The organism is Mycobacterium sp. (genome assembly GCF_049281135.1).
GTDB lineage: Bacteria > Actinomycetota > Actinomycetes > Mycobacteriales > Mycobacteriaceae > Mycobacterium.
In genome coordinates, this window is record NZ_JBAPRN010000845.1 from 1 (window position 1) to 3574 (window position 3574).

Consider the following 3574-nt stretch of genomic DNA (forward strand, 5'->3'; position numbering starts at 1 on the left):
GGTCCCTACCTATTCGGTCGGGACGCAACACCACGCCTTTAGTAATCCCAATCACCCTCCCAGGTGAAGACGCCCTGCGTACCCTCCCGGCATGGAATTACGTGGGAAACGAGTGCTGATTACCGGCGCGTCACGAGGCATCGGCGAGTCTCTTGCTCATGCCTTCGCCGGTGCGGGGGCCACGGTCGCGCTCGTCGCGCGCACCAAGGACGCCATTCGGACGCTCGCCGACGAGCTCGGGGGCACCGCCCACCCCGCCGACCTCTCGGATCCGACGCAGGTCGCCGACCTCGTCGGTCAGGTCGAACAACAAGCCGGTCCGGTCGACGTTCTGGTGAACAACGCCGGGATCGGAATTCCCGCCGCCTTCGTTGACGCCCCCGACGAGGACCTGCGCGACGTCACCCAGATCAACTACCTGGCCCCGGCAGAACTGTGCCGGCGGATCATCCCCCGCATGCTGGAACGCGGCAGCGGACACATCGTCAACATCTCCTCGCTGGCCGGCTGTGGCGTCTTCGCCGGCCTTGTCAGCTATTCGGCGTCCAAGGCCGCGCTCTCCCACTTCACCGCGGGGCTGCGTGCCGATCTCCGGGGGTTGACGATCGGCACCACCCTCGTTGAGCTCGGGCCGATCCCTACCGACATGCTCACCCAGACCGACGACTACGAGCCGACCGCGGCGGCGTTCCGGCGCTTCTACCGGCTGCGGCTCATGGTTGACGTCCCCCGCGAGAAGGTGGCCGCGGAAGTCGTCGAGGCCGTACAGAAGGGTCGCAGGCACGTGCGGATCCCCAAGCGACTGACTCTTACGGCCGTATTGTCCGAAGCGCCACGGCGCGTCACCGAAGTGTTGCTCAGCGGCGTCCCTCACCAAGTCAAGTAGCTACCGCTGGCCCTGAGCCGCGGCGTCGAGCAGGGCCCGACACCTCGCGAGCAACGCCTGACGGGCAACCGCCGCACGCTCGGCGATGTTCGCCTGTTCGCGCACGTATTCGGCTCGTCCGCAGGCTATTTCGATCCGAATCGGCTGATACCCGTAAGCCGTCAGGTCGTACGGGCTGGCTCGCATGTCGATCTCACGGGCAGCCGCAGCCAACTCCAGGCAGTCGAGCAGCGTCTCGGAGTCGATCAGCGGGCTCAACTTGTAGGACCATTTGTACAGATCCATGTTCGCGTGCAGACAACCGGGCTGCTCCCACTCCTGCTGCGTGTCGCGGCTGGGCGAGCCCGCGTTGCGTGGCACGGCATCGGGAGTGAAGAAGCGGAACGCGTCGAAGTGACTGCACCGCAACGGACCGGCGACCTCGGCTTCGACCACCGTGTCGGTGCCCGCGGCGCCCAGCCGCAGTGGGACACGGTCGTGGCGTACCTCGCCGCTGCGGTAGACCATCGCCCACTCATGCAGCCCAAAGCAGTTCAGCTGCGCCGGCCGCCGCGCGGTCGCGTCCAGCAGATCCGCCACGAACGAAATGGTCTCCACCCGGCTGCGCAGGTAGTCATCGCACACGGTGACACCGGACACGTCGACTGAGTAGCCCCTGCGATCCCGGTACCGGCGGACCGCTTCGCTGCCGGTCAGCACCACCCCATAACCGGGATGCCAGCAGCGCAGTTGCCTCGGTCGCAGGCTGTAGTAGCTGAACAGGAAGTCCCAGACCGGATGCGGCTCGCCGAGCTGTGCCCGTCTGGCGTGCGGGGCCACGAATCTTTCGACACGCGAGGCATATTCGCCGGCGCGCGCCGTCCACTGCTCGGCATCCAGCTGGACGCTCGTACTAAGCACGCTGCGTCCCGTCACGCACCAGACCGACCAGATCACGCACCAGATCCTCCAGCGCCACCATGGCCACCACGGCTCTGTCTTGACCGGTGACCAACGCGAGGTGACTGTTGGTGCGGCGCATCCGCGACAGCGCCTCGGGCACCGTCACCGATTGGGATACCCGCGGCAGCGGCCGGACTCTGGCCAAGTCGATCACGGCGTGCGGGTCGCCGGCCAATGACAGCACGTCTTTGATGTGCAGATAGCCAACGAATCCGTGATCGGCGTCGACCACCGGGAATCGCGAGTAACCGGTTGCGGCCAAAGCCTTTTCGACGACCCCAACCGTTGGCCCAGAGCCGGCGGCGGCCACCGGCACCGCCTGGATCTGGCCGACCGGAACCGCCACGTCGGCCACAGTGCGATTGCGGATTTGCAGCGCCCGAGTGAGCCTGTTGTGCTCCTCGGGATCCAGCAAGCCCTCCGACACCGATTCGGCGATCATCTCGCTGAGCTCGACAGTGGACACAGCGACCTCGAGCTCGTCGCGGGCCTGCACCCGCAGCGCGCGCAACGTCACACCGGTGCACCAGTTGTAGAACGTCAAGATCGGCCGGACCGTCCGCACGTAGGCCAGATAGGCCGGAATCAGCAGCATCGCCGCCTTTTCCGGGCCGGCGATGGCGATGTTCTTCGGGACCATCTCGCCGAGCAGCACGTGCAGTGTCACCACGATCGCCAGCGCCACCACAAGTGACAGGGTGTGCAGCAAGGTCGGCGAGACGCCTAGCAGGTCGAACGGCCGTCGCAGCAGGTCGGCGACTGCGGGCTCACCGAGCCGGCCCAACATCAGCGACGCGATGGTGATGCCCAGCTGGGCACCGGCGAACATCAGCGGAAGCTGCTCGCCGGCCCGCAGCGCGGTGACTGCGCTTGATCTGCCCTGTTCAGCCAACGCCTCCAGACGATCCCGTCTCGCGGAGATCAGGGAGAACTCCGCGGCCACGAAGAACGCATTCGCGCCCACCAACAGGATGGTCGCCAACAACTCGAGCAGGTCGCCCATCATCGGCCTCGCACGGCGGCGGAATCGGCGTGATCGGCCAGCTGGGTCAGCTCGAGCAGGTCGATGCGGCGGCCGTCCATCCGAACCACTCTGGCCCGCCAAGCCGAGGTGTGCGGGACGCCGTCGTGCTCGTATCCACTCAGCTGCACCTCGTCGCCGATAGCCGGGATGCGGCCCAGCTGTTGCATGACCAGCCCGCCGATCGTCTCGTATTCGCCTTCGGGGGCGTGATAGCCGGTCGCGGTGGCCACCTCATCGATGCGCAGCAGACCGGACACCCGCCAACCGTTGCCGACTGCCACCACGTCCTGTGCCGCGTCGTCGTGTTCGTCGCGGACGTCGCCGACGATCTCTTCGATCAGGTCCTCGACGGTCACCATGCCTGCGGTGCCGCCGTACTCGTCGACGACCATCGCGGTCTGCAGGTCGTTGGCGCGAATCTGTCCCATCAGCGCGTCGCCGTCGAGCGTGGAGGGCACCTTGGCAACCGGCTGCGCCACGGCGGTGACCAGCGTGAGCTCGCGCTCGCCGGCCGGCACTCCGAAGACCTGTTTGACGTGCACGATGCCAACGGTCTCGTCGAGGTCACCGTCGACGACCGGGAATCGCGAGAAGCCACTCTCGGCGGCGGCTTCGACCAGATCTGCGACGGTGTTATCAACTTGCAGCGCAACGATTTTCGACCGCGGCGTCATCAGCTCCTCGGCGGTCAGATCGCCGAATTGCAGCGACCGGTCCAGCAG

At 66.6% G+C, this 3574-nt stretch carries 4 protein-coding genes; 1 reads left to right on the forward strand and 3 read right to left on the reverse strand.

Features of this window, described 5'->3' with window-relative positions; translation table 11 throughout:
- Nucleotides 1-91 precede the first annotated feature (91 nt).
- A complete protein-coding gene (locus WAN02_RS33625; protein ID WP_422269679.1) occupies nt 92-886 on the forward strand; it encodes an SDR family NAD(P)-dependent oxidoreductase in 795 nt (264 codons plus the stop codon).
- On the opposite strand, the gene WAN02_RS33630 is transcribed toward WAN02_RS33625, so the two are convergent.
- From WAN02_RS33630 to WAN02_RS33640, 3 genes are all read right to left on the reverse strand, one after another.
- The gene (locus WAN02_RS33630; protein ID WP_422269680.1) at nt 887-1786 is read right to left on the reverse strand and encodes a 3-methyladenine DNA glycosylase; all 900 of its coding nucleotides are present in this window, start codon (nt 1784-1786) and stop codon (nt 887-889) included.
- A complete protein-coding gene (locus WAN02_RS33635; RefSeq protein ID WP_422269681.1) occupies nt 1779-2831 on the reverse strand; it encodes a hemolysin family protein in 1053 nt (350 codons plus the stop codon). The genes WAN02_RS33630 and WAN02_RS33635 overlap by 8 nt, the downstream gene beginning before the upstream one ends.
- Nucleotides 2831-3574, reverse strand: a 744-nt coding sequence (locus tag WAN02_RS33640; RefSeq protein ID WP_422269682.1) for a hemolysin family protein, incomplete at its 5' end; no start/stop codon positions are given. The genes WAN02_RS33640 and WAN02_RS33635, both read right to left, overlap by 1 nt.

Coding starts and splice junctions, on each gene's coding strand:
- WAN02_RS33625 (WP_422269679.1), top strand. CDS start 92: ATGGAATTACGTGGGAAACGAGTGCTGATTACCGGCGCGTCACGAGGC.
- WAN02_RS33635 (WP_422269681.1), bottom strand. CDS start 2,831: ATGGGCGACCTGCTCGAGTTGTTGGCGACCATCCTGTTGGTGGGCGCG.